Below are 24704 nucleotides of genomic sequence, written 5' to 3'. Positions count from 1 at the left end.
GTGCGGGGCCTTCTGGGCTGCCCGGCTTGACGTCGCCGCCGAATAAGACCAACATTTATTGGCGAAACTAGTGGGAGGTCGCGCCATGCCCAGTCAGCCGCAGCTTCAGGCGAAACAACCGGTGAGTTCCCTGCTCGCGGGGCCCTACGGCCACCCCTTCCATCCGATCCTGGTGACCGTGCCGATCGGCGCGTGGGTGACGAGCCTCGTGTTCGACATCGCGTCGCACGTCGTCGACCGTCCGGGCTTCCTGACCCAGTCCTCGCAGTGGCTGATCGCCGTCGGCGTCATCGGCGCGCTGCTCGCCGCGACGGTCGGCTTCCTCGACTTCTTCGCCCTCCCGCCCGGCACCCCGGCCTTCCGGACGGCGCTGGTCCACATGACGCTGAACCTGCTGGTCACCGCCGCCTACGTCGGCAACTTCCTGTGGCGCCACGGCGAGGACATCGGCCGTGACAGCGCCGTCGGGACCGGGCCGCTCGTCCTGTCCGCGGTGAGCGTGGCGGCCCTGGGCGCGTCCGGGTTCCTCGGCGGCAAGCTCGCCTACCACTACGGCGTGCGCGTCGCGGACGAGCGGAAGCAGGCCGAGGGCTTCACGACGACCCGGCCGTCCGCATCCGATGCGGACCGCACCACCCGCACCACCCGCTGACCGTCACCCGGTCACTCCGTCCCCCGCCACACCATCTCCCCGTCATCCCGATTCCTCGGAGTTCCCCATGGACATCGCCGCATTGATCGCCTGGCTGGTCACAGCCCTGGGCGGCTTCTACATGCTCGGCACCTGGATCCAGCGCGGCGGGCTGCGGCAGCAGCAGTCCGGCACCAGCAGGCTCCCCGCCCCCGTCGTGTTCGGGCACTTCGCCCTCGCCGCGATCGGGCTCGTCGTCTGGATCGCCTATGTCGTGGCGGACAAGGACGCCCTCGCCTGGACCGCGTTCGGCCTGCTGCTGCCCGTCGCCCTGCTCGGCTTCGTGATGCTGGCCCGCTGGATCCCCGTGTACCGCGCCAGGGCGACCGCGCACGGCCCCGCGACGGACGAGGCCCCCGCCGAACGGCACTTCCCGGTCGCCGTCGTGCTGGCCCACGGCCTGTTCGCCGTCGTCACCCTCGTCCTCGTCCTGCTGACCGCCCTGGGCGTCGGGGGCAGCTGACATGAGCGAGTACCCGTACGGAACCGCCGCGCGCCTCGCCACCCAGCAGGCGCCCTCCGCCCCGCCGGCCCTGCGCGTCGTCCACCAGCCCGAGGGCATCGACCTGGCCGCCGCCGAGACGGCCGCCGGACAGTTCCTCGAAGCCCTCGGGATCTCCACCGCCTCCGAGAGCCTGCGCGGCACCCCGGGCCGCATGGCACGCGCCTACGCGGAACTGTTCAGCCCACGCCCCTTCGACCTGACGACCTTCCCCAACGACGAGGGCTACGACGAACTGGTCCTGGCCCGCCGCATCCCGCTGCGGTCCGTGTGCGAGCACCATCTGCTGCCCTTCACCGGCACCGCCCACGTCGGCTACCTGCCCGGCTCCCGCATCCTGGGGCTGTCCAAACTGGCCCGCGTCGTCGAGCACTTCGCCTGCCGCCCGCAGGTGCAGGAACGCCTGACCAAACAGGTCGCAGACTGGCTCCAGACCCAACTCGAGCCCAAGGGCGTCGGCGTCGTCATCGAGGCCGAGCACTCCTGCATGACCCTGCGCGGCGTGCAGGCGACCGGCTCCAGCACCATGACCTCGACCATGCTGGGCCTCCTCCGCTCCGACGCCCGCTCGCGCAGCGAGTTCCTGTCGCTGACCGGCGCCGCCTCGTAGGGCCGCCGCGCGGGACGCGCCGCGTTCCGGCCGGGGAGCGCCTAGGGTCGACGTCGTCGGCGAACGCCCACCACCCGGCCGGACGGAGAGACATGCGGACACGACGACTCGGGCGCACCGAGGTCGAGGTCACGGAACTCAGCTTCGGCGGCGGCCCGTTGGGCGGCCTGTTCACCGCGCTGGACGACGACACGGCGGCGGGGGCCCTGGCCGCCGCCTGGGACGGCGGCGTCCGCTCCTTCGACACCTCGCCCCACTACGGCATCGGCCAGTCCGAACGCCGCACCGGCGCCTTCCTGCGCGGCAAGGAACGGACCGCGTTCACCCTGTCCACCAAGGTGGGCCGGCTGCTGGTGCCGCAGGAGGCGGGCGGCCGCACCGACGAACGGTTCGTGGTGCCGGCCACCCACCGCCGGGTCTGGGACTTCTCCCGCGACGGCGTCCTGCGCAGCGTCGAGGACTCCCTCGCCCGGCTCGGCCTCGACCGCGTCGACGTGCTGTACCTGCACGATGCCGAGGAACATTTCGAGGCGGCGCTGCGCACCGGATATCCGGCGCTGGCCGAACTGCGCGCCCAGGGCGTGGTCGGGGCGATCGGCGCGGGCATGTACGACCCCGGGAAGCTGGCCCGCCTGGTGCGCGAGACCGACGCGGACGCCGTCATGCTCTCCGGCCGGTACACCCTCCTCGACCACAGCGCCCTGGACGAACTGCTGCCCGCCTGCGCCGCACGCGGCGTCTCCGTCCTGGCCGCGTCGGTCTTCAACTCCGGCCTGCTGGCCACCGACCGCCCCGCCGAGGACGCCCGGTACGACTACGGCCCCGCCACTCCCGAACTCTTCGCCCGGACCCACCGCGTCGCAGATGTCTGCGCCGCCCACGGCGTGACGGTCCCGCAGGCGGCCCTGGCCTTCCCGCTGCTCCACCCCGCCGTCGCCGGAGTCGTCGTCGGCATGCGCAGCGCGGACGAGGTACGCCGCGACCTCGCCGCGTACGCCACGGAGATCCCGGCCGGCCTCTGGCCCGACCTCCGGTCGGCGGGGCTCCTCGACGAGCGCACCGCCGACCTCGGGTCCTGAGGTCAGGCCGGGCGGCCGGCGTTCAGTGCCAGGCGGCGGCCCGGGAACCGTTCGCGGAAGGCGTGGTCGTGCGAGACCACGACGACCGCGCCCGGATACACGGCCAGGGCCGCCTCCAGGTCCTCCACGAGGTCGAGCGCGACGTGGTTCGTCGGCTCGTCGAGGACGAGGACGTCGGCGGGACGCGTGACCAGGCGGGCGAGCTGGAGCCGCCGCTGCTGTCCGGCGGACAGTTCCGCGACCGGTACGCGCAGGTCCTCCTCGCGGAACAGACCGAGGGCGAGCAGCCGTTCGGCGTGTTCGTCGGGCAGGCCGGGCGACCCGGCCGCGAACGCGGCGAGCAGCGGCAGCCGTGTGGACCGCGTGGGCAACTCCTGTGCCAGATAGCCGATCCGGGCGGCGATACGCACCGTCCCCGTGTCCGGTGCGAGATCGCCGGCCAGGACCCGCAGCAGCGTCGACTTCCCGGCCCCGTTGGCGCCCGTGACGAGGAGCCGCTCACCGGCGCCGACCGTCAGGGGGCTGTCCAGGCGCAGCCGGTCGCCGACCCGGACGCCGTCCAGTGCGACGAGCGGGCCGTCCTCGCCGGGCCGGGCGCCGGACGCCGTCGTGAGCGCCGCGGTGAACCGGAGCGGGGCCGCCGGCTCGGGCACCGGTGTGCGCCGCAGGTGCGCCAGCCGTTCGCGGGCCGCCCGCACCTGTCCGCCGAGCTTCGCCTCGTGCGAGCGGCGGTGCTTGCCGAAGCCCTGCCCCGGATCCTTGCCGGTCGTCGCGAGCCGTCTCCCGGCGGCCGCCACCAGCTCCTCGGTGCGGGCCAACTCCTCGATCCACTCCGCGTGTTCCTGCACGGCGCGGCGGCGCGCCGATGCCTTCGCGGCGCGGTAGCCGGTCCACCCGTCGCCGTACCGGTGCACCGTGCGGCTGTCCCGGTCGACCTCCAGGATCGTCGTCGCGACGCGCTCCAGGAAGAGCCGGTCGTGGGTCACGGCGACGACGGTGCCGCGATGGGCGCGCAGATGCTCCTGGAGCCAGCGCACGGCCGCCGCGTCGAGATGGTTCGTCGGCTCGTCGAGCAGGAGCAGTTCGGGTGCCGCGGCCAGCACACAGGCGAGGGCGAGCCGGGACCGCTCGCCGCCCGACAGCGAGCCGAGCGGCCGCTCGCGGGTGACTCCGGCGAGTCCCAGCCCGTGCAGGGCGGCGTCCACCCGGACGTCGGCCTCGTACCCACCGCGTTCCTCGTAGGCGAGCAGGAGTTCGCCGTACGCGGCCAGCTCGTCCTGAGTCGCCTCGCCGAGTCCCTCCTCCGCCGCGCGCAACCGGCGTTCCATGTCCCGCAGTTCGCTCAGCGCGAGGTCGACGGCGTCCTGCACGGTGCGGTCGGCGGAGAGGGCGAGGGTCTGGGCGAGGTGACCGGTGCCGCCGGGGAAGCGGACGGTGACCTCCCCGTCGTCCGGCGCCTCGGCGGCGGCGAGCAGCCGCAGGAGGGTGGACTTGCCGGCCCCGTTCTCGCCGATGACCGCGGCCTTCTCGCCCGGTCGGACGGTGAAGGTGACCTGGTCGAGGACGGTCCGGGTGCCGTAGGACTTCGTGACGTTCTTGACGGACAGCTGCGCCGTGGCGGCGGGCACGGCGGTACGGGCGCGTTCGCGCATGTGACTTCCCTGAGGTGTGAGGTGTGCACGGGCGGCGGTGACGGCGACGGGGCGCCGTGCCCGGACTCAGAGGAAGAAGTAGAAGGCCATGCCGCTACTGTACAAGACGATGCGTCTCGTCTCAATCGATTGACGTCATGGTGAAGAAATAGCAGGTCAGTGATCACATCTGTGGGGTTCTTGTGCGGCGTGGTGTCGGAGCCTTCGGCGGGGGAGGGGTGCGGCTGTCGGCAAGAGTGCTCAACTCCCGCTGTGTCAGGGCCTGTTGAGCGATGTGGCGTTCTGTGTCGCAGGTGAGGGCCGTGCGGTCGCCGGCGGTGCGGGTGCATAGAGTCTGACGTTCACCGTTCGTCCATCGGGGGAGACATGTCTCATTCCATTCCGCCCGCGAACCAGGGGCAGATGCCGCCGGGTTGGGGTCCGCCGCCCGCTGCCGCCCAGCCCGCCCGGAGCAGCGGGCGCAGTGCGGGAGGTGTCGTCCTGTGCGTCCTCGGCGCCCTGCTGCTGCTCGGCGGCTCCGCGCTCGCCGCGCACGCGTACAGCAACAGCCGGCAGACCATCGCCAACGCCCGCTACGGGCTGACCCTCTGGAAGGACGAGCCGGTCGACCGGCTCTTCCCGAAGACCATCGGCGGCCGCGCCGACATGCTCTCCGGCGCCACCGACCCCAAGTACGCGATGTGGGAGCGCCTCGGCATCTCCGAGGAGACCTCGTGTGCGAAGGCGCTGGACGGCAGCATCGGGAAGACGGCGAAGCGGCTCGGCTGCAAGGCCGTGCTGCGTGCCACCTACGTCGACCCCACCGTCAACACCCTCGCGACGGTCGCCCTCGTGGTGCTGCCGCCGGAGGAGTCGAGGCGCGTGGAACTGATGGAATTCTTCGAGGACCATCAGAACGAGGAACCCGGCGTCAGGGCGCTGCCGGTGCCTGGCACCGCCGCCGCGAACTGGTCCGACGCGCGCCGCTCGGCCGCCGACCTGACGCCCACCGACGGCGAGTACCTCCCGTACGCGCTGGCCGTCACGACCGGCTCGGTCGACGGGCGGGTCGCCGGATGGCTGCCCGGCAAGTGGGGCGAGGACGACGACACCGGGCTCTTCGACCGCAAGGCCATGGCCGGTACGGCCCACGACGTGGCCCGCCTCTTCGAGGGGCACATCGACGACCTGCGGCTGGAGGGCGTGAAGTGAGCACCCGGACCACGAACACGGGGGGCCGCTCGCGGCGCGCCCTGCGCGGCGCGCTGACCGCCGGCCTGCTCGTCGGGCTCGTCGGCGGGGCGGCGCTCTCCGGCGCCGCGCCCGCGGCCGCCGCCACCACGGTGCCCGCGGGCTGGGAGAACGCGGCGCTCGGTCTGCCGGCCGCGCAGCGCCTCAGCCAGGGCGAGGGTGTCACCGTCGCCGTCATCGACTCGGGCGTCGACCCGGACCACCCCTCCGTCAAGGGGCACGTCACGACCGGGCCCGACTTCATGAAGGACGGCAAGAGCCCGAGCGACGACGACTGGGGCCTGCACGGCACCGCCATGGCCTCCGCGATCCTCAAGGTCGCGCCCCGGGCGAAGATCCTCTCGATCCGCTCGATCGACGACTCCGCCGAGGAGGACACCGGAGAGGTCACCTTCCGGCACGACGGCGACCCGATCGCGAAGGGCATCGACTACGCGGTCGAGCACGGCGCCGACGTGATCTCGCTGTCCCTCGGCAACAAGTTCGCCGACTACCAGCGGCCCGTCGCCAACGCGCTCGGGTACGCGGCGAGCAGCGGCATCACGACCGTGGCCGCCGCGGGCAACGCCGGAGACGAGTCCAACGACGGCGATTTCCCCGCCGGTTACGCCAGCGCGATCGCCGTCGCGGCCACCCGGCCCGGCGGTGGCCGGGCCGCGCTGTCCAACGTGAAGACGTACAACGCGGTCGCGGCACCCGGCGTGGGTGTCACCCTCGCCGAACGCTCCGGCGGGTACTCCAAGCGGGACGGCACCTCGGTGTCGACGGCGCTGACCGCCGGAGTGCTCGCGCTGATGTACGCCGAGTACCCGGACCTCACCCCGGCCCAGGCCCGCTCCGCGCTCACCCGCACCGCGAGCCACCCGGGCAGGCACAGCGCGCTCGACGGCTACGGGCCCGTGAACGCGGCGGCGGCCGTCAGGGCGGCCGACACCCGTCAGGAAGTCGAGGCGGAGCCCGTCGAGTACCGCGGCGAGAAGCACTTCGAGACGCCCTCCGGTGTCTCGAAGACCGCCCACGCCCCCATGGAACAGCCCCTCTGGCTGGGTGGTCTCGGCGCGGCGGTGCTGGGACTGCTCCTGCTGGCCGGCGGCGTCGTGCTCCTGCGCAGGCCCCGCGCGCGCACCTGATCCGGCCCACACGGAAGAAGCCCGGTGCCCCGCCCCGCCGTCACCGGCGCGGCGGGGCACCCGCGCGTTCGGGTCAGGACGGGCCTAGGTTCTGACGCGTCGCGTTCGCCGCAGACACGCCCTCGTTCAGGCCCCGCGCCGCTGCGGCTGCTTCGTCCGCGCCCCGCTCGCCCGGTCCGCCCCGGCGGCGCAGCGCGACCAGGCACGCGGCGCCCGCGAGCGCGAGTACGGCGAGGATGACGATTCCGTAGACCATGAGCGAGACCCCCGTTCGTCGGGGGCGCGCGGCCCCCGGATGTGTCCGTGTGCCCTAGTGTCGCCCAGTGCTCAGCTGTTCGAAACCTCCGGGGGTTCGTCGAGCGGCAGGCGCATCAGCGTCAGGTCCAGCCAGCGGCCGAACTTGCGGCCCACCTCCCGCACCGTCCCCGCGTGCTCGAAGCCGTGCCGTTCGTGCAGGCGGATCGACGCCGTGTTGCTCGCCTCGATGCCGGCGATCATCACGTGCAGGTCCGCCGCCCGCGCCGCGGTGATGAGCGTCGACAGCAGCGCCGAGCCGATGCCCAGGCCGTGCCGGCCCTCGGCCACGTAGACCGAGTTCTCGACCGTGTGCCGAAAGCCGGAGTACGCCTTCCACGGGCCGTAGACCGCGAAGCCGACCACCCCGCCCGCGTGCTCCGCGACGAACGCCGAGCCCCGCTCCAGGTGGTCGCCGAGCCAGGCCGCGCCCTCCTCGCGGGTCTGCGGGGTGTCCGTCCACAGCGCCGTGCCGTGCTCGATGGCGTGGTTGCGGATGGCCAGGACGGGGGGCAGGTCCGTGGCCCGGGCCGGGCGGACCGTCACCGCCTGCCGCCCGGGCTCCTCGATCTCGTATATTGGATTCATGTCCAACATCGTAGACCCTCTGGTGGAGCGCATCGGCGCCCGCATCCGTGCCGAGCGGGACCGGCGGCGCTGGACGCTGGCGGAGCTCGCCGAGGAGTCCGGGGTGTCACGGGCGATGATCCACCGGATCGAGCGCGGCGAGAGCAACCCCACGGCCGTCGTCCTCGGCAAGCTCTCCGCCGCGTTCCGGCTCAGCGTCGCCACCCTGCTCGACCCCGACGGGGAGGCGGAAGAGCGGGTGCGGCGGGCGGATGCCGCGCCCCGCTGGAACGACCCCGAGACCGGATACACCCGGCGGCAGGTCTCGGGCCCCGGGTTTCCCGCCGAGGTCGCCGAGATCCGGCTCCCCGCCGGGGCGGAAGTCCCGTACCCGGCGGCGGCGTTCGCGTTCCACCGGCAGATCATCTGGGTCCTCGACGGGCACCTCACCTTCCACGAGGGCGACACGGTGCACGAGCTGGACGCGGGCGACACCGTCGAGCTGGGGCGGCCCGCACCCTGCGTCTTCGTCAACTCCACGGCGCACGAGTGCCGTTACGCCGTCGTCCTCGTCCGGGGCGACGCGCCGTGAGCCTGCGACGCGGCGCGGTCGGACTGCTGGCCTGCACGGCCGGAGTGGCGCTCGCCAACAACTACGCCATCCAGCCCGCGCTCGGCGACGTCGCCCACGACACCGGCACTTCCGCCGCCGCGATCGGACTCGTCACGACGGCCGCGCTGGCCGGCTGCATCGCCGGGTTCGCGTTCCTGCTGCCGCTCGCCGACCGGGCGGCGCCCAGGCGCCTCGTCGCCGGGCAGCTCCTGCTGCTCGCGGCCGGGCTCGGCATCGCCTCGCTCGCCCACCACGCTGCCCTGCTGCTCCTCGCGTACGCCGTCATCGGCGCCGGGGCCAGTGTCAGCGCCATGGCCTCCACGATCGCCGGGCGCGGGGCCCCCGAGGGGCGGCGCGGGCATGCCGTCGCGCTGGTCGCGGCCGGGATGTCCGCCGGGATCCTGCTCAGCCGGCTCGTCGGCGGGGCCCTCGCGGACGCCGTCGGCTGGCGCGGGATGCTGCTCGTGTCCGCCGCGCTCGTCCTGGCCTGCGCGGCCGCCGCCCGGCTGTGGCTGCCCGCCGAACGCCCCGAGCCCACCGGGACCTACCTCGCGACGCTCGTGGCGCTGCCCAAACTGCTGCACCGCCACCGCACCCTGCGCCGCGCCGTCCTGAACGGCAGCCTCTGGTACTTCGCGTTCAGCCTGGTCTGGGTGGCGCTCACCGTGCGGCTCGGGCAGCCCCCGTACGGCCTGGACGCGGGGACGATCGGGCTCTACAGCCTGGCCGGGGTGCTCGGCTTCGCCGCGCTGCCCGCCGCCGGGCGGCTCGGGGACCGGTACTCGCCGCGCGTCGTGATCGCCGGGAGCATGGCGGTCGCGGCGGTGGGGGCGGCGCTGCTGTGCACGGGGCTCGACCGGCCCGCCGTCACCGCCGCCGGACTCGCCCTCGTCGACGCCGGGTGCTTCACGGCGCAGGCCGCGAACCAGGCCCGTATCCTCGCGATCGACCCGCGCCGGGGCGGCAGCCTCAGCGGGGTCTATCTCCTGCTCTACTTCCTCGCCGGCGCGCTCGGCGCCGGACTGGCCGGCCCGCTGATCGAGGCCGGCGGCTGGACGGCCGCCGCGGCCCTGGTGCTCGCCGCGCTCGTCCCGGCGGGCCTGCTCGCCCTGCGCCGCGACGAGCGGACGGAGCCGGTGGCCGAGAGTCGCCCCTGAGCCCCGGCCGGGCTCAGTCCTGGGCCTGACGGGCCTGGCGCTCGGCCTTCTCCGCGTGCATCTTCTTCACACGGACGTTCTCCTTGCGGACCTCGGACTGCGTGGCGCGCTCCTTCTGCAGCCACTCCGGGTTCTCGTCCTTCAGCGCCGTGATCTGGGCCGTCGTGAGCGCCTCCGTGACGCCGCCGCGGGCCAGGCCCGCGATGGAGACGCCCAGCTTCTCCGCGACCACCGGGCGCGGGTGCGGGCCCTCGGCGCGCAGGGTCTGCAGCCACTGCGGCGGGTCGGCCTGCAGCGCGGCCAGCTCGGCGCGCGAGACGACGCCCTCCCGGAACTCTGTGGGGGTGGCGTCGAGGTACACACCCAGCTTCTTCGCCGCGGTGGCGGGCTTCATGGTCTGGGTGCTCTGGTGCGAAGTCATGAGGTCAAGGGTATCGAGCGCGGCGGAGAGCTCCGACCACGGCGGGTAGCCTGGCTCCGTGACAGGCACGGAACAGACCCCCGCGGCGGACCCCTCGGCGACCCCCGGGTTCCGGCTCGCCTACGTACCCGGAGCGACCCCCGCCAAGTGGGTCCGGATCTGGAACGAGCGGCTGCCCGGGACCCCCCTGACCCTTGTCCCCGTGGCCGCGGCCGACGTGGACGGCGTGCTGCGCGGCGGGGAGGCGGACGCCGGTCTGGTGCGGCTGCCCGTGGACCGCACGTTCTTCAGCGCGATCCCGCTCTACACGGAGACCACCGTCGTCGTCGTGCCCAAGGACCACGTCGTGGCCGCCGTCGAGGAGGTCACGCTCGCCGACCTCGCCGACGAGATCGTGCAGCACCCGCTCGACGACGTGCTCGACTGGGAGCGCCCGCCCGGGCAGCCCGCCTTCGAGCGGCCCGCGACCACGGCCGACGCCATCGAGCTCGTCGCCGCCGGCGTGGGTCTGCTGATCGTGCCGCAGTCGCTGGCCCGGCTGCACCACCGCCGCGACCTCACCTACCGGACCGTGACGGACGCGCCCGGCTCCGCCGTGGCGCTCGCCTGGCCGGAGGAGCGCACCACGGACCAGGTCGAGGACTTCATCGGCATCGTGCGCGGCCGCACCGTGAACAGCTCCCGGGGCCGCACCCAGCCCGAGAAGAAGCAGCCGCAGAAGGACAAGAAGCCCCAGAAGAAGACCCAGAAGAAGCCGACCACGGCCGCCCGCCCCCGCTCAGCCACCAAGCAGTCCGGAGCCCGCCGAGGCGGCAAGCCCCGCAAACGCTCGTAGGACGCCCCTGGGGCGCACGAAGTGTGCCTTCAGGGGCGCGGGGAACTGCGCGAGAAGCCCCACCGCGCGGCCCCCGGCGGTGCACCGCCACATGGCAGACGCGTCCCCCGCCTTCAGGGGCGCGGGGCTGTGTCGATATGCGGCTCCGCCGCGTGGGCGCGATCAGCCACGACGGGACCGCCACCCGGCGACGCACCACAACATGGCAGACGCACCCCCGAACCCCCGCTCAACCGGCGGAGCCCCCCGCCCGCAACCCGTCCATCACCAGATCGAGCAGCCGCCCGGCCCGAGGCTCCCAGTCGGAATGCGGATCGATCTGCCACAGCCCGGCGATCGCCAGCATGAAGTCGTCCGGGCTCACGCCGGGGCGAATCGTGCCCGCCCGGTCGTTCGCCGCGAGCAGCAGCTCCAGCGCCCCCGTCAGTGGACCCTGGGCCAGGGACTTGAACGTGCCCCGGGCGCTCGTCGCCGCGCACAGCGCGTCCGCGAGGCCCGCCTTCGCCATCGCGTACCGGGCCAGCCGGTCCATCCACTCGCGCAGCGCCACCTCCGGCGCCCGCGTCCGCAGGAGCTGCTCCGCCGCGTCGGCGACCTGCTGCACCTCGTAGCGGTACACCTCCAGGACGAGCGCCTCGCGGCTCGGGAAGTTCCGGTAGAACGTGCCCTGGCCGACCCCCGCGAGCCGGGCGATCGTGCTCAGTGGTGTCTGCGCCGAGCGCGTCAGCTCCACCAGGGCCACCTCGAGGATGCGCGCACGGTTGCGCTGCGCGTCCGCGCGCTGCGCGGGGCTCTTGTCCGGCTGCTGCCGCACGCCTCCTCCTTCGGCCGTGGCGCGGAAACGTCCTTGCTGGGCGGGACAGTTGTCGATTACGTTACTGAGCCGCAGAACGGACAACTGTCCGCTTAGCCCGCACTCTAACCCCGGCCCGGGCCGGCGACGACCACCGTCCGGCCACCGACCTCGCACCGCGCAGATTCGCAGATTCTCCTCGCAACAGACCCGCGAAAGAAGGCTGTTCATGCCATCGGCCGACCCCGCCACGTCCAGCGTCATCACCCTGCAGATCAACGGGGAGAAGCACACGCTGCCCGTCGACCACCGCACCACCCTGCTCGACGCCCTGCGCGAGCGGCTCGACCTGACCGGGACCAAGAAGGGCTGCGACCACGGACAGTGCGGTGCCTGCACCGTGCTCGTCGGCGGCCGCAGGACCGTCGCCTGTCTGCAGCTCGCCGTCGCCGCCGAGGGCCGGGAGATCACCACCATCGAGGGCGTCTCCGAGGGCGACGCGCTGCACCCGGTGCAGCAGGCGTTCGTCGACCTCGACGGCTACCAGTGCGGCTACTGCACCCCCGGCCAGATCTGTTCCGCGCTCGCCGTCATCGAGGAGCACGCGGCCGGCTGGCCGTCCGCCGTGACCGAGGACGTGAGCCCCGAGGCGGCACCCCCGCCGCTGAGCCCCGAGGAGATCCGCGAGCGCATGAGCGGCAACCTGTGCCGCTGCGGCGCCTACGTCTCCATCGTCCGGGCCGTCGCCCAGGCCGCCGCCGCCACCCAGAAGGAGACCGTCGCGTGAGGGAGTTCGGATACGAGCGCGCCCTGGACGTGTCCGGAGCCGTCGCCCTCGCGGGCGCCGACCCCGAGACCCGCTTCCTCGGCGGCGGCACCAACCTCGTCGACCTGATGAAGGCGGGAGTGGAACGCCCGGGCCGGCTCGTCGACGTACGCGAACTGCCCCTGGACCGCGTCGAGTCCACCCCCGACGGCGGCCTGCGCGTCGGCGCCACCGTCACCAACAGCGACCTCGCCGCCCACCCGGACGTGCGCCGCCGCTACCCCGCCCTGACCCAGGCCGTGCTCGCCGGCGCCTCCGGCCAGCTGCGCAACATGGCGACCGTCGGCGGCAACCTGCTGCAGCGCACCCGCTGCGGCTACTTCACCGACGTGACCAAGCCCTGCAACAAGCGGACCCCGGGCAGCGGCTGCCCCGCCCTCGCCGGCGAGCACCGCAACGCCGCGATCCTCGGCGCGAGCGACGCCTGCGTCGCCGTGCACCCCTCCGACATGGGCGTCGCGCTCGCCGCGTTCGACGCCGTCGTCACCTACGAGACCGCCGACGGGCCCGGGGAGCTTCCGCTCGCCGACTTCTACCGCCCCGTCGGCGACACCCCGCACCTCGAGACGGCCCTGCCGGCCGGCGCGCTCGTCACGGGCCTCGTCCTGCCGCCCGCGCCCGTCGCCGCCCGCTCCCGCTACCGCAAGGTCCGCGAGCGCGCCTCGTACGCCTTCGCGATCGGGTCGGCCGCCGCGGCGCTGGAGGTCCGCGACGGCGTCGTCCAGGACGCCCGGCTCGCGTTCGGCGCGGTCGCCTCCCGTCCCTGGCGGGCCCGCGCCGCCGAGCAGGTCCTCATCGGGGCGCCCGCCACCGGCGAGACCTTCGCGGCCGCCGCCGACGCCGAGCTCTCCGCCGCGCGGCCGCTGCCGCAGAACACGTACAAGGTGCCACTGATGCGTAATCTCGTCGTGGCGCTGCTCACCGAACTCACCGAGGAGGCCGCCCGATGACGACCACGGCGAAACCCGACGCGGTCGGCGTCGCGCGCACCCGGATCGAGGGCCACGCCAAGGTCACCGGCGCCGCGCGCTACGCGAGCGAGATCCCGTTCACCGGCCTCACCCACGGCTGGCTCGTCCTGTCCACGATCGCCCGGGGCCGGATCACGGCGATCGAGGACGAGGCCGTCCGCGCCCTGCCCGGCGTCCTCACCGTCCTGCACCACGGCAACGCGCCGCGGGTCAGCGCCGAGTTCTTCGGCGCGCTCGGCCAGCCCGACCCGATCGTCGAGGTCTTCCAGCACGACAAGGTGCCGCACGCCGGCTGGCCCGTCGCGCTCGTCGTCGCCGAGACCTCCGAGCAGGCCCGCGAGGCCGCCGAGGAGCTCGTCGTCCGCTACGAGACCGAGCCGCACGACGTCGTCTTCGCCGCGGACCGACCGGGCACCTACACTCCCGAGGGCCGCGAGGACTCCAAGGGCGACCTGGCGGCGGAACTCGCCGCCTCCGCCGTCGTCGTCGAGGCCTCGTACACGACGCCCGAGCAGCACCACAGCGCCATGGAGCCGCACGCGGTCACCGTCCGCTGGGACGGCGGCCGCCTGGAGGTCTTCGACGCCAACCAGGGCAGCAAGTGGGTCGCCGACGACCTCGCCCGCATGTTCTCCCTCGACCCCGAGACCGTGCACGTGCGCTCCGAGCACGTCGGCGGCGCCTTCGGCTCCAAGGGCCTGCGGGCGCACCACATCGCCGCCGTCATGGCCGCCACCGAGCTCCAGCGGCCCGTACGGATCTCGCTGACGCGCCGCCAGGTCTTCGCGATCACCGGCTACCGCAGCCCCACCGCCCAGCGGGTCCGGCTCGGTGCCGACGCCGACGGACGACTGCGCGCCTTCGAGCACGAGGCCCAGTGCATGACCTCGAACCTGCGCGAGTTCGTCGAGGCCAGCGCCGGGTACGGGCACGCCATGTACGCGACCGACGCGCTGCGCACCCTCGACCGCGTCACGCCCGTCGACGTGGCCACCCCGACCTGGATGCGCGCGCCCGGCGAGGCGCCCGGCTCCTTCGCCGTCGAGTCCGCGATCGACGAACTCGCCGAGCGGCTCGGCCTGGACCCGATCGCCCTGCGCGTGCGCAACGAGCCGACCGCCGCGCCCCTCTCCGGCCTCCCGTTCAGCAGCCGCAACCTGCTCGGCTGCCTGGAGGAGGGCGCCCGCCGCTTCGGCTGGAGCGAGCGCGACCCGCGCCCGCGCGCCCGCCGCGAGGGCCGCTGGCTCATCGGGACCGGCGTCGCCGCGTCCACCTTCCCCTCCAACGCCGCGCCCTCGACCGCGTCCGTGACCGCCGAGCAGGACGGCACGTTCACGGTGAGGATCGCCGCCGCCGACGTCGGCACCGGCGCCCGCACCGCGCTCACCTCGATCGCCGCCGACGCCCTCGACGTCGCGCCCGAGCGCGTCCACGTCCGGATCGCCGACAGCGACTTCGGCCCCGCCTGGGTCGCGGGCGGCTCCATGGGCACCCGCTCCTGGGGCTGGGCCGTCATGGCCGCCGCCGCGGAACTGCGCGAGAAGCTCGTCGCCGGGGCCGACATCCCCGCCGAGGGCATCACCGCCCGCACCGACACGGCCGCCCTGATCGCCGCCCTGGCGCAGAAGGAACGGCACGCGTTCGGCGCCCAGTTCGCCGAGGTCGCCGTCGACGTCACCACCGGAGAGGTACGGGTGCGGCGGCTGCTCGGCGTCTTCGCGGCGGGCCGCATCGTCAACCCGCTCACCGCGCGCAGCCAGCTGATCGGCGGCATGACCTGGGGCCTGTCGATGGCGCTGCACGAGGAGGCCGTCCGCGACGAGGCGACCGGCGGGCACGTCGGCGCCGACTTCGCCGGGTACCACGTCGCCGCCAACGCGGACGTGCCGGAGATCGAGGCCGCCTGGATCGACGACCCGGACCCCGACGACCCCGTCGGCATCAAGGGCATCGGCGAGATCGGCATCGTCGGCACCGCCGCCGCCATCGCCAACGCGGTGCACCACGCGACCGGCTTCCGCCACCGCGACCTGCCGATCCGCCCCGACCGGGTGCTGCTCGCCGAGGCCGGAGGGGACGCGCCGCATGCTTGACCTCGCCGGGCCGCTCGGTGAATGGGCCGCGCAGGGCCGGGAGTTCGCCGTCGCCACCGTCGTCTCGGTGAGCGGCAGCGCGCCCCGGCCGCCCGGCGCGGCCCTCGCCGTCGACGCGGCGGGCGAGGCGATCGGCTCGGTGTCCGGAGGCTGCGTCGAGGGCGCGGTGTACGAACTGTGCGCCGAGGCGCTGCGCGACGGCGCCGTGCGGCGCGAGCGCTTCGGGTACAGCGACGACGACGCGTTCGCCGTGGGGCTCACCTGCGGCGGCAGCGTCGAGGTGCACGTCGTCCCGGTCCGGGCGGACTCGCCCGGCCGGGCCGTGCTCACCGAGGCGTTCGCAGCTGCCGCGCGGGGCGAACCGGTGGCGCTCGCCCGGGTCCTCGACGGGCCCGGCGAACTGCCCGCCGACGGCCGGGTGCTCATGGTGCGGCCCGACGGTTCGACCGCCGGGGACCTGGGCTCGGCGGACGACGCCGCGCTCGCCGCGCAGACCGGCGCACTGCTCGATCTCGGGCGGACCGGGGTGTGCGCGGTGCCGGAGAGCTCGGCGCGCTGCGGCGGCGACGTCTCCCTGTTCGTGGAGTCGTCGGTGCCGCCGGCGCGGATGATCGTGTTCGGCGCGGTGGACTTCGCCGGGGCGCTCGTCCGGGTCGGCAAGCTGCTCGGCTTCCACGTGGCCCTGTGCGACGCCCGCGCCGTGTTCGCGACGCCGACCCGCTTCCCCGAGGCGGACGAGGTCGTCGTCGAATGGCCCGACCGCTATCTGCGGGGCACGCGGACCGACGAGCGGACGGTGCTGTGCGTGCTCACGCACGACGCCAAGTTCGACGTGCCGCTCCTGGAGGAAGCGCTGCGCCGGCCCGCCGCGTTCATCGGGGCGATGGGCTCGCGCCGCACTCACGAGGACCGACTGGAGCGGCTGCGCGAGGCGGGCCTGAACGAGGCCGAACTGGCACGGCTGCGCTCGCCGATCGGGCTCGACCTCGGCGGACGCACGCCGGAGGAGACGGCCGTGTCGATCGGGGCGGAGATCGTCGCGGCACGCCGGGGCGGAACGGGCGCGCCGCTGAGCGGTCTGGCCGGGCCGATCCATCGCGCATGAGCGGACGGGCTGGGTAGGATCCGGGCGGGCGGGTGTAGCGCAGTGGTCGTCGCGCCTCACACAGCATGAGAGGAGGACGCCGGTTCGAATCCGGCCACCCAGCCCACCCGAGACGAAGGAGCGGCGGATGCCGATCAGCTTCGACAAGGTGCCCGCCGGGCTCGTCGACCTCGCGAAGACCGCCGCGGTCTCCCTGGAGAAGAAGGGCCTGGCCGGGCGCCGCGCGGCCGTGTACCTCGTGCTCGACCGCTCGGGCAGCATGCGCAGGTACTACCGGGACGGCAGCGTCCAGCACCTGGCCGAGCAGGCGCTCGGCCTCTCCGTGAACCTGGACGACGACGGGATCGTGCCGACCGTCTTCTTCGACAGCCACGCCCACCCGGCCGTCGGCATCGGCCTCGACGACTACGCGGGCCGCGTCGCACAACTCCACGACAGCCTCGGGCACATGGGCACCACCGACTACGCGGCCGCCATGGACGCCGTCATCGACCACTACCTCGACAGCGGCACCGAGCACCCCGCGTTCGTCATCTTCCAGACCGACGGCTCGCCCGACTCCCGGCGGGCCGCCGAGCAGACCCTGTGCCGGGCCGCGCGTCTGCCCCTGTTCTGGCAGTTCGTCGGATTCGGCCGCGACCGCTTCGACTTCCTGCGCAAGCTCGACGAACTGGCCGTCCCCGCACGCCGCGTGGTCGACAACGCGGGCTTCTTCCCGGCCGGCAAGAACCCCCGGAAGATCCCCGACGCCGACCTGTACGACCGGCTCATGGGGGAGTACCCCGACTGGCTGCGCGCCGCGGCCGCTGCCGGGGTGCTCGCCCACGGGGCGGGCTGACGGGGCGTCACACCGGCAGCAGCCGCCCCACCAGCGCGCTCAACTGCCGGGCGTTGCGGCACTCGTACATCGGCACCACGTCCCCGTACACGCCCGCCGCGGAGTCTCCCGTGTCCCAGAGCGACGTCGGCTCCGGGTTCAGCCAGTAGGTGCGGCGGGCCGACCGGGCGATGCGGCGCAGGGACGGCACGTTCGGGTTCTGCTGGTTGTTCCGGGCGTCGCCGAGGACGAAGACCGTCGTGCGCGGCCCCACCGCCGCCTCGTAGCGCTCGACGAACTCGCCGAGAGCCGTGCCGTAGTCGCTGCTGCCGTGCCAGCCCGTGATCGCCGCCTCCGCCGTGATGCGGGCGCCCAGGCCGTCCGGGTCCGCCGTGCCGTGCTCCAGGAGCCCGGTGACCTCGTCGATCCGGTTGACGAACGCGAAGACGCGGACCTTGCTGAACTGATCGTGCAGGGCCTGGACGAGCAGCATCGTGAAGTTCGCGAAGCCCGCGACCGAGCCCGACACGTCGCACAGCAGCACCAGTTCGGGGCGGGCCGGGCGGCGTCTGCGCAGCACCGGGCGCATCGGCACGCCGCCCGTCGACAGCGAGCCGCGCAGCGTGCGGCGCAGGTCGATGTGGCCGCGGGCCGCCCGCCGCCGGCGCGCGGCGAGCCGGGTCGCCAGCTTGCGGGCCAGCGGGTGCACCGCCCGGCGCAGCTCCGCGAGCTGCGCCTTGCCCGCGTACAGGAAGTCGGCCCGGTCCGCCGTCCGCACCGCCATGCGGCGCGCGATCTCGTCCGTGCCGCGCCGCTCGGCGACCCGGCGGCGGGCCTCCGCCCGCACCAGCTCGCGGAAGTCCTCGATGCGGGCCCGGACCTCGTCGGCCGCGATCCGGTCGGTGAACGCGCCGGAGGCGGCCGACCCGGAGCCCGCCATGACGCGGGCCAGCAGGGTCTGCGGGCGCAGCCGGTCCAGGGTCTGGTGCGCCGAGTAGCCGTCCGAGCCCGGCGTCGAGCCGTAACCGCCGAGCCCGTCCACGGCCTCCGCCGCGAGACCGGCGAGCGCCGCCCGGTCGTTCGCCGCGAGCGCATCGGCGAGCCGCTCGCGCAGCTCGTCCCGGTCGAAGCCGTCGCCCGGCCGGCCGGGGGCGCCGATCCCGCGCGGGAAGTACAGCTCGAAGACCGGGTCGAACACGGCCCGCTGGCCCTGGTCGTGCAGCAGTGCCGAGGCGAGGCCCTCGCGCAGATGCTCCCGGTTGTCGAGGCCCAGCTCGGCGACGGCCCGCGCCGCGTCCACGCTCTCGCCCGTGCCGATCCGGACGCCGTGCGTGCGCAGCGCCCGTACGAGATCGGTCACCCGGTCCGCGACCGTCGGGACGGTGCTCACACGGCGTCCAGGTCGAGCTTGGCTGCGGCCGTGCGCACGTCCTCCTGGTGCTTGAGGACGACGCCGAGCGACTGGCGCACGACCTCCTCGTCGAGCCGGTCCGCGCCGAGCGCGAGGAGCGTGCGCGCCCAGTCGACCGTCTCCGCGACCGACGGCGCCTTGCGCAGGTCCATCGCCCGCAGCGCGCCCACGACCCGGACCAGGGACTCGGCCAGGACCGCGTCCAGTCCGGGCACCTTCAGCGCGACGATCCGGCGCTCCAGTTCGGCGTCGGGGAAGTCGATGTGCAGGAACAGACAGCGGCGGCGCAGCGCCTCCGACAGCTCCCGGGACGCGTTCGAGGTCAGCACCACGAACGGGCGGCGCTCCGCGGTGATCGTGCCCAGCTCCGGCACCGTCACCTGGAAGTCGCTGAGCACCTCCAGGAGCAGGCCCTCCACCTCGACGTCGGCCTTGTCCATCTCGTCGACGAGCAGCACCTTCGGGTCCGTGCCCCGGATCGCGGTCAGCAGCGGCCGCGTCAGCAGGTACTCCTCGCTGAAGATGTCCGAACGCGTCCGGTCCCACGTCTCGTCACGGCCCGCCGTGATCCGCAGCAACTGCTTCGCGTGGTTCCACTCGTACAGTGCGCGGGACTCGTCGACGCCCTCGTAGCACTGGAGCCGGACGAGCCGGGCGTCGGTGATCGCCGCGACGGCCTTCGCCAGCTCGGTCTTGCCGACTCCCGCCGGGCCCTCGACGAGCAGCGGCTTGCCGAGCCGGGCGGCGAGGAAGACGGTGGTGGCCACCGCGGGCGAGGCGAGATAGCCGGTCTCGGCCAGGCGCGCGGTGACATCGTCCACGGACGCGAACAACGGGGCCTCCAGCGTGATGCGATACGGAACCCCAGCTGACCAGCACGGACCCCACCCCACAAGGGGCGCCGCCGCTTCATGGTGAACGTCACGTCCGCCGGGGTGCGCCGTGGGGCCCGTGTCAGCCGCGCCGCCGCCTCACCCCCGCACGGCGAACCGCAGCCCCTCCTGCGGGAGCGGGTCCCTCATGTGGGGCAGGACCGGGTCCGTCAGGCCGTTCCACCAGGCCGTGTCGCCCTCTATGCGGCGCAGCAGGATGCCCTCGCGGATCGCCCAGGGGCACAGGGTCAGTTCACGGACGTCCATGAGCTTCATCGCCGTGTGGCCGACCAGCGCGCCGGCCAGGGACTGGGCCGCGCGGGGCGCCGAGATGCCGGGGAGCGCGGCGCGGTCGGCGGCGGGGAGCACCGCGAGTTCGGAGATCGCGGTGCGCAGCGCCCGGCGGCTCAGACGGCGTTCCGTGAACGGTCCGTGGCGGCCCGGGGCCGCCCCGCACAGCCGCGCCAGCTGCGTGAACGTACGCGAGGTCGCCGCCATCGTCAGCGGGCCCTCCCAGCGGATCCGCGCGGCCACGTCCCGGAGTTGATGCCGGACGTGACGGCGCAGCGCCTTGAGCGACTCCTCCGTCGGCGGGTCCTCGTCCTGCGGCAGGTGCTCGCGCGTCAGCCGGCGTGCCCCCAGCGGCAGCGACACCGCGAAGCTCGGCTCGCGGCCCCGCCCGAACGCGACCTCCAGCGAGCCGCCGCCGATGTCGAGCACGCCGAGCGGTCCGGCCCGCCAGCCCAGCCAGCGGCGCGCCGCGAGGAACGTCAGCTCCGCCTCCACCTCGCCGGGCAGCACCCGCAGCCGCAGCCCCGCGCCCTCGTGCACGGCGCGCAGCACCTCGTCCCGGTTCGGCGCGTCCCGGACGATCGCCGTGGCGAACGCGAACGGCTCGTCGCTGCCCCAGCGCCGGGCCTCGTCCCGCGCCGCGGCGACCGCCTCGACGATCTCCGACACCGTCTCGGGGCCGAGCCGCCGGTCGTCGTCGACCCGGTCGGAGAGCCGCAGCCGGCGCTTCGCCGTGTGCACCGGCAGCGGCGCCCCGTCGGCCGCGTCCGCGATCGCGAGACGCACCGTGTTCGACCCGACATCCACCACACTGATCCGCATGATCGTCGGAGTACCCCTCAGCTCGCCGGTCAATGCCGCGCCGCCGCCGGCGCGTCCAGCGCGGACAGCAGCCAGGCGCGGGACGCGGCCGGGTCGATCACCCCGTCGATCTCCAGCGCGGCCGCTGTGTTGACCGCCTTGCCGTGCTCGTACAGCTCGGCGACCCGCTCCTGGAAGGCCCGCTCGCGCTCGGCCGGGTCGGCGATCGCGGCGAGCTCCCTGCGGTAGCCGAGCCGCACCGCGCCCTCGAGCCCCATCCCGCCGAACTCGCCGCTCGGCCAGGCCGCCGTGGCGAGCGGCGCCCGTGTCGAGCCGCCCATCATGGCCATCGCCCCGAGCCCGTACGCCTTGCGCAGCACCAGGCACACGAGCGGAACCGTGAGCCGCGCCCCGGCCACGAACAGATCCGCGAACTGCCGTACCGTCGCCGTGCGTTCGGCGTCCGGGCCGACCATGAAGCCCGGGGTGTCGCACAGCGAGAGCACCGGCAGCCCGAAGGACTCGCACAGCCGCAGGAAGCGCGCCGCCTTGTCGGCCGCGTCCCGGTCCAGCGCACCGCCCAGATGCCCGGGGTTGTTCGCGAGCAGCCCCATCGGCCGGCCCTCGACCCGGATCAGCGCCGTCACCACGCCGACCCCGAACCCGCGCCGCAGTTCGAGCACCGAGCCGGCATCGGCCAGCCCCTCGACCGCGGCCCGCACGTCGTAGGCCCGCCGCCGGTTCTCCGGCACCACATGCCGCAGCAGCCGCTGGTCCGCAGCCTCCCAACCCCCTTGCACCCCCTGGAAGTACGACAGGTAGGCGCGGGCCACCCGCACCGCCTCCGCCTCGTCGGCGACCGGCAGGTCGACCACCCCGTTCGGCACCTGCACCGACAGCGGCCCGATGTCCTCCGGCCGGTGCACGCCCAGCCCGCCGCCCTCGATCATCGCCGGGCCGCCCATCCCGATGTTCGCCTCCGGCGTCGCGATCACGACGTCGCAGGAACCGAGCAGCGCCGCGTTCCCCGCGAAGCAGCGGCCGGACGCGATGCCGACCAGCGGCACCCGGCCGCTGAGCCGCGCCATGTGATGGAACGTCGTCACGTTCAGCCCGGCGACCGCCGTCGAGTCCGTGTCCCCGGGCCGGCCGCCCCCGCCCTCCGCGAACAGCACGACCGGCAGCCCGCGCCGCTCCGCGACCTCCAGCATCCGGTCCGTCTTGGCGTGGTTGTTCATGCCCTGCGTCCCGGCGAGCACCGTGTAGTCGTACGACATGGCGACGACCGGCGCGCCGCCGACCCGGCCCGTGCCGGTGACCATCCCGTCGGCGGGCGTGTCCCGGATCAGCTCCTCCAGCGGGCGCCGGCGGCGCTGCGCCGCGACCGCCAGCGCGCCGAACTCGGTGAACGTGCCCGGGTCGCAGAGGTCCTCCAGGTTCTCGCGCGCCGTCCGCCGGCCCGCCGCGTGCCGCTTGGCGACCGCCCCCGGCCGGTTCCCGTCCAGTCCGAACGCGTGCCGCGCCACGACCTCCGCCAGATCCGGCCGCACCGCGTCGAGGTCCACCGGCCCGGCGTCCTCCCGCTCCGCGGGCCCCGCCTCGCCCGGATCCAGCAGCACCAGCTCCGCGCCCTCGGCGACCGTCTCCCCGACCGCCGCCCGCAATTCCCTGACGACACCGGCCTGTTCGGCGCGCACCACGTGCTCCATCTTCATGGCCTCCAGGACGACGAGCACCGCGCCCGCCGCGACCGCCCGGCCGGGCTCCGCCTCCACCGCGACGACCGTGCCGCTCATCGGCGCGACGAGCGTGCCCGCGTCCGTGTCCGGCCGGGGCGCCTCGGGCGGCGCCAGCTCGGCGAGGTGCCGCTCGACGAAGCCCGTGTCGACGCCGCCCGCCGTGAAACCGGGATGGCCGAGCAGCGCGCGCAGCAGCGGCACCCCCGTCGAGACACCCTCCACCACGAACTCGTCCAGCGCCCGCCGGGCCCGCCCGCACGCCGCGTCCGGACCGCCGCCCGGCGCGTGCGCCACGACCTTGGCGAGCAGCGAGTCGAAGCGCGTGCCGATCTCCGTACCGGTGCGCACCGCCGTGTCCACCCGCACCCCGGGCCCCGTCGGCAGATCGAAGCGGGTGATCCGCCCGGCGGAGGGACGCACCGCGCCGTCCGCCGCCGTGGTCTCCGCGTTGACCCGCACCTGCACCGCGAACCCGCGCGGCGCGGGCGGGGCACCGGCCAGCCCCAGGTCGGCGAGCCGCTCGCCCGCCGCGATGCGCAGCTGCGCCGCGACGAGGTCGACGCCGGTCACCTCCTCGGTCACCGTGTGCTCCACCTGAAGGCGCGGATTGGCCTCCATGAACACGAACTCCTCGCCCCGCACCAGGAATTCGACCGTGCCCACGCCCTCGTAGCCGGCCGCGCGGGCGAGCCGCAGCGCGCTGTCGAGCAGCCGGTCCCGCACCGCCGCGTTCAGTCCGGGCGCGGGCGCGATCTCCACCAGCTTCTGGTGCCGCCGCTGCGCGCTGCAGTCCCGGGCCCACAGGTGCGCCACCGCACCGGAGCCGTCCGCGACGATCTGCACCTCGATGTGCCGGGCGCCCTCCCACAGCCGCTCCACGTACAACTCGGCCCGCCCGAAGGCCTGCCGTGCCTCCGACGCGCACCGCTCCCACGCCGCGCCGAGCTCCGACGGCGTGCGCACGACGCGCATCCCGCGCCCGCCGCCCCCGCCGAGCGCCTTCACCATGACCGGCCCGCCCGCGAGGAACTCCCGTGCCTCGTCGAGCGAGGTCGCGCCGAGCGTGCCCGGCAGCACCGGCACCTCCGCCTCGACGGCGAGGGCCCGTGCCCGGGCCTTGTCGCCGAACAGGTCGAGGACGTCGGGGGAGGGGCCGACGAAGACGATCCCGGCCTCGGCGCAGCGCCGGGCCAGCTCGGACGACTCGCTCAGGAACCCGTACCCCGGATGCAGATACCCGCAGCCCGTGCGCCGCGCGGCGTCCACCAGCGCGGCCGCGTCGAGACAGCCCCCGGCCGCGAGCGCCGCCTTCTCGTCGGCGGCCCGCACATGCGCCTCGTCACCCGGCTCGTGCACGGCGACCGTGCGCATCCCCAGTTCGGCGGCCGCGCGCAGCACCCGTACGGCGATCTCCCCGCGATTGGCGACGAGGACGGCGGCAGACCCCATGAGCTCCTCCGGTGAAGGTCGTGGTCGGACGGGCGTGGACGGATGTCCGTCAGCTTCATTGACATTGACGTCAACGTCAATACTCTTGGGCCCCGTGGCACGCAGACAGCAGACACAGCAGGAATGGGCGACGCGCACGGCCCGCGACCGCACGGACGCACCGGCCCGCGGCCGGCTCCTCGACGCCGCCGAGACCGTCTTCGCGCGCCTCGGACACGGTCCGGCGACCATCGCCCACATCACCGCCGAGGCCGAGGTCTCCCGGGCCGGTTTCTACGTGTACTTCGCCTCCAAGGACGAGGTGTTCCGGGTGCTCGCGGCGCGGGTGCGGGACGCGTTCCTCGCCGCGCAGGACGTGCCGGGCGTCGACACCGACGACGTACCGGCCGTCGCCGCGGCCTCCACCGCGGCCTTCGTCACCGCCTACGCCCACCACCTGCCGCTCCTCTCCCTGATCGAGCAGCAGGCGCGCACCGACGCCGAGGTGCGGGCGCTGTGGGAGGAGATCCGCGAGCGTCCCGTGCGCCGCGCCGCGCGCTACGTGCGCCGCGTCGCCGCCGAGGGCCTCGCCCACCCCGTCGTCGACCCGCTCACGCTGTCCCGCGCGGTCGGCGGCATGAGCGTGGAGTTCGCCCGGCTCGTCGCCGAGCGGCCGGACACCCGCGACGCGGCGGTCCGCGACGTGACCGCCATGTACCTGCACCTCCTCGGTATCGGAGCAGCAGCGCAGCAGTAGCCGCACACCATGAGTAGGG

Annotated in this window: 24 protein-coding genes and 1 tRNA gene; 16 read left to right on the top strand and 9 right to left on the bottom strand. The window is 74.4% G+C overall.

Features of this window, described 5'->3' with window-relative positions; translation table 11 throughout:
• Window positions 1-85: 85 nt before the first annotated feature.
• The 4 genes from ACFW9D_RS08490 to ACFW9D_RS08475 all read left to right on the top strand — a co-directional run bounded on the left by ACFW9D_RS08490 (window position 86) and on the right by ACFW9D_RS08475 (window position 2882).
• Entirely contained in the window at window positions 86-652 is a 567-nt protein-coding gene (locus ACFW9D_RS08490) for a DUF2231 domain-containing protein (RefSeq protein WP_384619320.1), read from the top strand.
• Between the two features lie 67 nt (window positions 653-719).
• Window positions 720-1154, top strand: a complete 435-nt coding sequence (locus ACFW9D_RS08485) for a hypothetical protein (protein ID WP_384619318.1) — start codon at window positions 720-722, stop codon at window positions 1152-1154.
• Window position 1155: 1 nt separating this feature from the next.
• Entirely contained in the window at window positions 1156-1803 is a 648-nt protein-coding gene (folE, locus tag ACFW9D_RS08480; protein WP_384619315.1) for a GTP cyclohydrolase I FolE, read from the top strand.
• A gap of 92 nt (window positions 1804-1895) precedes the next feature.
• Window positions 1896-2882, top strand: a complete 987-nt coding sequence (locus ACFW9D_RS08475) for an aldo/keto reductase (RefSeq protein WP_384619312.1) — start codon at window positions 1896-1898, stop codon at window positions 2880-2882.
• A 2-nt stretch (window positions 2883-2884) separates the two neighbouring features.
• Here the strand turns inward: ACFW9D_RS08475 and abc-f are convergent, their stop codons facing one another.
• Window positions 2885-4534 (bottom strand): ribosomal protection-like ABC-F family protein, encoded by a 1650-nt coding sequence (abc-f, locus tag ACFW9D_RS08470; RefSeq protein WP_384619310.1) that lies wholly within the window; start codon window positions 4532-4534, stop codon window positions 2885-2887.
• A 366-nt stretch (window positions 4535-4900) separates the two neighbouring features.
• On the opposite strand from abc-f, the gene ACFW9D_RS08465 reads away from it, so the two are divergent.
• Together ACFW9D_RS08465 and ACFW9D_RS08460 are read left to right on the top strand one after the other, a co-directional pair.
• Window positions 4901-5725, top strand: coding sequence for a hypothetical protein (locus tag ACFW9D_RS08465; RefSeq protein ID WP_384619307.1), 825 nt, complete (start codon window positions 4901-4903; stop codon window positions 5723-5725).
• The gene (locus ACFW9D_RS08460; RefSeq protein WP_384619305.1) at window positions 5722-6894 is read left to right on the top strand and encodes a S8 family serine peptidase; all 1173 of its coding nucleotides are present in this window, start codon (window positions 5722-5724) and stop codon (window positions 6892-6894) included. The genes ACFW9D_RS08465 and ACFW9D_RS08460 overlap by 4 nt, the downstream gene beginning before the upstream one ends.
• A gap of 73 nt (window positions 6895-6967) precedes the next feature.
• Here ACFW9D_RS08460 and ACFW9D_RS08455 read toward each other — a convergent pair whose 3' ends face one another.
• Together ACFW9D_RS08455 and ACFW9D_RS08450 are read right to left on the bottom strand one after the other, a co-directional pair.
• Window positions 6968-7150, bottom strand: a complete 183-nt coding sequence (locus ACFW9D_RS08455; RefSeq protein WP_384619303.1) for a hypothetical protein — start codon at window positions 7148-7150, stop codon at window positions 6968-6970.
• Between the two features lie 71 nt (window positions 7151-7221).
• On the bottom strand, window positions 7222-7776 hold the full coding sequence (locus ACFW9D_RS08450; protein WP_384619301.1) for a GNAT family N-acetyltransferase: 555 nt from the start codon (window positions 7774-7776) through the stop codon (window positions 7222-7224).
• On the opposite strand from ACFW9D_RS08450, the gene ACFW9D_RS08445 reads away from it, so the two are divergent.
• Together ACFW9D_RS08445 and ACFW9D_RS08440 are read left to right on the top strand one after the other, a co-directional pair.
• Window positions 7775-8347 carry a helix-turn-helix domain-containing protein gene (locus ACFW9D_RS08445; protein ID WP_384619299.1) on the top strand — a complete coding sequence of 191 codons (573 nt, stop codon included), beginning with the start codon at window positions 7775-7777 and terminating at the stop codon, window positions 8345-8347. The two genes, ACFW9D_RS08450 and ACFW9D_RS08445, sit on opposite strands and share 2 nt — an antisense overlap.
• Window positions 8344-9525, top strand: a complete 1182-nt coding sequence (locus tag ACFW9D_RS08440; protein ID WP_384619297.1) for an MFS transporter — start codon at window positions 8344-8346, stop codon at window positions 9523-9525. Before ACFW9D_RS08445 ends, ACFW9D_RS08440 begins: the two co-directional genes overlap by 4 nt.
• Before the next feature lie 13 nt (window positions 9526-9538).
• Here ACFW9D_RS08440 and ACFW9D_RS08435 read toward each other — a convergent pair whose 3' ends face one another.
• The gene (locus tag ACFW9D_RS08435) at window positions 9539-9946 is read right to left on the bottom strand and encodes a DUF5997 family protein (RefSeq protein WP_384619295.1); all 408 of its coding nucleotides are present in this window, start codon (window positions 9944-9946) and stop codon (window positions 9539-9541) included.
• A 58-nt stretch (window positions 9947-10004) separates the two neighbouring features.
• On the opposite strand from ACFW9D_RS08435, the gene ACFW9D_RS08430 reads away from it, so the two are divergent.
• The gene (locus tag ACFW9D_RS08430) at window positions 10005-10781 is read left to right on the top strand and encodes a LysR family transcriptional regulator substrate-binding protein (RefSeq protein WP_188340312.1); all 777 of its coding nucleotides are present in this window, start codon (window positions 10005-10007) and stop codon (window positions 10779-10781) included.
• A gap of 229 nt (window positions 10782-11010) precedes the next feature.
• Here the strand turns inward: ACFW9D_RS08430 and ACFW9D_RS08425 are convergent, their stop codons facing one another.
• Complete coding sequence (locus tag ACFW9D_RS08425; RefSeq protein WP_384619292.1) at window positions 11011-11595, bottom strand: TetR/AcrR family transcriptional regulator; 585 nt, start codon at window positions 11593-11595, stop codon at window positions 11011-11013.
• 208 nt (window positions 11596-11803) lie between these two features.
• Here ACFW9D_RS08425 and ACFW9D_RS08420 point away from each other — a divergent pair, with 208 nt between their 5' ends.
• The 6 genes from ACFW9D_RS08420 to ACFW9D_RS08395 all read left to right on the top strand — a co-directional run bounded on the left by ACFW9D_RS08420 (window position 11804) and on the right by ACFW9D_RS08395 (window position 17407).
• Window positions 11804-12361, top strand: coding sequence for a 2Fe-2S iron-sulfur cluster-binding protein (locus ACFW9D_RS08420; RefSeq protein WP_188340314.1), 558 nt, complete (start codon window positions 11804-11806; stop codon window positions 12359-12361).
• A complete protein-coding gene (locus ACFW9D_RS08415; RefSeq protein WP_384619290.1) occupies window positions 12358-13350 on the top strand; it encodes an FAD binding domain-containing protein in 993 nt (330 codons plus the stop codon). The genes ACFW9D_RS08420 and ACFW9D_RS08415 overlap by 4 nt, the downstream gene beginning before the upstream one ends.
• Complete coding sequence (locus tag ACFW9D_RS08410; RefSeq protein WP_384619289.1) at window positions 13347-15464, top strand: xanthine dehydrogenase family protein molybdopterin-binding subunit; 2118 nt, start codon at window positions 13347-13349, stop codon at window positions 15462-15464. Before ACFW9D_RS08415 ends, ACFW9D_RS08410 begins: the two co-directional genes overlap by 4 nt.
• Entirely contained in the window at window positions 15457-16569 is a 1113-nt protein-coding gene (locus ACFW9D_RS08405) for an XdhC family protein (RefSeq protein ID WP_384619286.1), read from the top strand. The genes ACFW9D_RS08410 and ACFW9D_RS08405 overlap by 8 nt, the downstream gene beginning before the upstream one ends.
• A gap of 28 nt (window positions 16570-16597) precedes the next feature.
• Window positions 16598-16673: transfer RNA gene (locus ACFW9D_RS08400), tRNA-Leu, on the top strand.
• Between the two features lie 23 nt (window positions 16674-16696).
• Window positions 16697-17407, top strand: coding sequence for a VWA domain-containing protein (locus tag ACFW9D_RS08395; protein ID WP_384619285.1), 711 nt, complete (start codon window positions 16697-16699; stop codon window positions 17405-17407).
• 7 nt (window positions 17408-17414) lie between these two features.
• Here the strand turns inward: ACFW9D_RS08395 and ACFW9D_RS08390 are convergent, their stop codons facing one another.
• The 4 genes from ACFW9D_RS08390 to ACFW9D_RS08375 all read right to left on the bottom strand — a co-directional run bounded on the left by ACFW9D_RS08390 (window position 17415) and on the right by ACFW9D_RS08375 (window position 23949).
• Window positions 17415-18776: a VWA domain-containing protein gene (locus tag ACFW9D_RS08390; RefSeq protein ID WP_384619282.1), complete on the bottom strand. Its 1362-nt coding sequence runs from the start codon at window positions 18774-18776 to the stop codon at window positions 17415-17417.
• Complete coding sequence (locus ACFW9D_RS08385) at window positions 18773-19630, bottom strand: AAA family ATPase (RefSeq protein ID WP_384619281.1); 858 nt, start codon at window positions 19628-19630, stop codon at window positions 18773-18775. The genes ACFW9D_RS08390 and ACFW9D_RS08385 overlap by 4 nt, the downstream gene beginning before the upstream one ends.
• 138 nt (window positions 19631-19768) lie before the next feature.
• Entirely contained in the window at window positions 19769-20782 is a 1014-nt protein-coding gene (locus tag ACFW9D_RS08380) for a Ppx/GppA family phosphatase (protein ID WP_384619278.1), read from the bottom strand.
• Between the two features lie 29 nt (window positions 20783-20811).
• On the bottom strand, window positions 20812-23949 hold the full coding sequence (locus ACFW9D_RS08375) for a carboxyl transferase domain-containing protein (RefSeq protein ID WP_384619277.1): 3138 nt from the start codon (window positions 23947-23949) through the stop codon (window positions 20812-20814).
• A 94-nt stretch (window positions 23950-24043) separates the two neighbouring features.
• Between ACFW9D_RS08375 and ACFW9D_RS08370 the strand changes: the two genes are divergently transcribed.
• On the top strand, window positions 24044-24685 hold the full coding sequence (locus ACFW9D_RS08370) for a TetR/AcrR family transcriptional regulator (RefSeq protein ID WP_188340323.1): 642 nt from the start codon (window positions 24044-24046) through the stop codon (window positions 24683-24685).
• The last annotated feature ends 19 nt before the right edge of the window (window positions 24686-24704 follow it).

The organism is Streptomyces sp. NPDC059524 (assembly GCF_042749255.1).
In the GTDB taxonomy this organism is placed as follows: domain Bacteria; phylum Actinomycetota; class Actinomycetes; order Streptomycetales; family Streptomycetaceae; genus Streptomyces; species Streptomyces xanthii.
The sequence above is the reverse complement of the archived record's forward strand: the minus strand, read 5'-3'. Positions and strand labels throughout refer to the sequence as shown.

What these genes read in the sequence shown, in the direction of transcription:
- ACFW9D_RS08490 (WP_384619320.1), top strand. Translation starts at nt 86, where the DNA reads ATGCCCAGTCAGCCGCAGCTTCAGGCGAAACAACCGGTGAGTTCCCTG.
- ACFW9D_RS08485 (WP_384619318.1), top strand. Translation starts at nt 720, where the DNA reads ATGGACATCGCCGCATTGATCGCCTGGCTGGTCACAGCCCTGGGCGGC.
- folE (WP_384619315.1), top strand. Translation starts at nt 1,156, where the DNA reads ATGAGCGAGTACCCGTACGGAACCGCCGCGCGCCTCGCCACCCAGCAG.
- ACFW9D_RS08475 (WP_384619312.1), top strand. Translation starts at nt 1,896, where the DNA reads ATGCGGACACGACGACTCGGGCGCACCGAGGTCGAGGTCACGGAACTC.
- abc-f (WP_384619310.1), bottom strand. Translation starts at nt 4,534, where the DNA reads ATGCGCGAACGCGCCCGTACCGCCGTGCCCGCCGCCACGGCGCAGCTG.
- ACFW9D_RS08465 (WP_384619307.1), top strand. Translation starts at nt 4,901, where the DNA reads ATGTCTCATTCCATTCCGCCCGCGAACCAGGGGCAGATGCCGCCGGGT.
- ACFW9D_RS08455 (WP_384619303.1), bottom strand. Translation starts at nt 7,150, where the DNA reads ATGGTCTACGGAATCGTCATCCTCGCCGTACTCGCGCTCGCGGGCGCC.
- ACFW9D_RS08445 (WP_384619299.1), top strand. Translation starts at nt 7,775, where the DNA reads ATGTCCAACATCGTAGACCCTCTGGTGGAGCGCATCGGCGCCCGCATC.
- ACFW9D_RS08450 (WP_384619301.1), bottom strand. Translation starts at nt 7,776, where the DNA reads ATGAATCCAATATACGAGATCGAGGAGCCCGGGCGGCAGGCGGTGACG.
- ACFW9D_RS08435 (WP_384619295.1), bottom strand. Translation starts at nt 9,946, where the DNA reads ATGACTTCGCACCAGAGCACCCAGACCATGAAGCCCGCCACCGCGGCG.
- ACFW9D_RS08420 (WP_188340314.1), top strand. Translation starts at nt 11,804, where the DNA reads ATGCCATCGGCCGACCCCGCCACGTCCAGCGTCATCACCCTGCAGATC.
- ACFW9D_RS08410 (WP_384619289.1), top strand. Translation starts at nt 13,347, where the DNA reads ATGACGACCACGGCGAAACCCGACGCGGTCGGCGTCGCGCGCACCCGG.
- ACFW9D_RS08405 (WP_384619286.1), top strand. Translation starts at nt 15,457, where the DNA reads ATGCTTGACCTCGCCGGGCCGCTCGGTGAATGGGCCGCGCAGGGCCGG.
- ACFW9D_RS08395 (WP_384619285.1), top strand. Translation starts at nt 16,697, where the DNA reads ATGCCGATCAGCTTCGACAAGGTGCCCGCCGGGCTCGTCGACCTCGCG.
- ACFW9D_RS08380 (WP_384619278.1), bottom strand. Translation starts at nt 20,782, where the DNA reads ATGCGGATCAGTGTGGTGGATGTCGGGTCGAACACGGTGCGTCTCGCG.
- ACFW9D_RS08375 (WP_384619277.1), bottom strand. Translation starts at nt 23,949, where the DNA reads ATGGGGTCTGCCGCCGTCCTCGTCGCCAATCGCGGGGAGATCGCCGTA.